Annotated in this window: 1 protein-coding gene; it reads left to right on the forward strand. The window is 63.6% G+C overall.

The features are described 5' to 3' along the window. On the forward strand, positions 1-528 hold a 528-nt coding region (locus R5H29_RS18800; protein WP_332329606.1), incomplete at both ends, for a hypothetical protein.

Genomic DNA, 528 nt, shown 5'->3' on the forward strand with positions numbered 1-528 from the left:
GCACTGTTCGAGGAAGGCCGCGCTGCGCTGGCTCGGGTCGATCGCAAGGCCATTGTCTCCGAACCCGACCTCGCCAAGCTCGATCTCGACGATATCGGGGTCATGCTCGCGGTGATCGACGGTCGGTTCGGCGGCGTGCCACCCAAAGTCGGCGACATGTTGAGAAAGGGCGCGGGCCTCTGGCATCTCCACTTCGCCATGATCCGCCACGGTGGCATGGGCGAAATCGCGGGGCGGCTGTTTGCGCTGCCGGATACGATCGTTGCCTATATGGTCGCCATCGGCGCGCAAACCTTTGCAAATGCCGAGGCCCACAGGCTGATGCACCGCGACTGCCTGAGCGAGCATCTGCTGCTCGAAGGCAGGGTTCTGGTCAGTTGGCGCAAGGGGCGCGCGGGACGTGAACAGCGCCGCAGCTTCCTGCGCGACAAAAGCTCCTCGGTGCCCGTGCTGATCGATCAGGTTCTGGCTATGACCGAAAGGCTGGTGCCGCATACGCCACGCCGCGACCAGAATTATCTCTTCCTC

The sequence above is a fragment of the Stenotrophomonas sp. A3_2 genome (assembly GCF_036624925.1).
Taxonomy (GTDB): domain Bacteria; phylum Pseudomonadota; class Gammaproteobacteria; order Xanthomonadales; family Xanthomonadaceae; genus Stenotrophomonas; species Stenotrophomonas hibiscicola.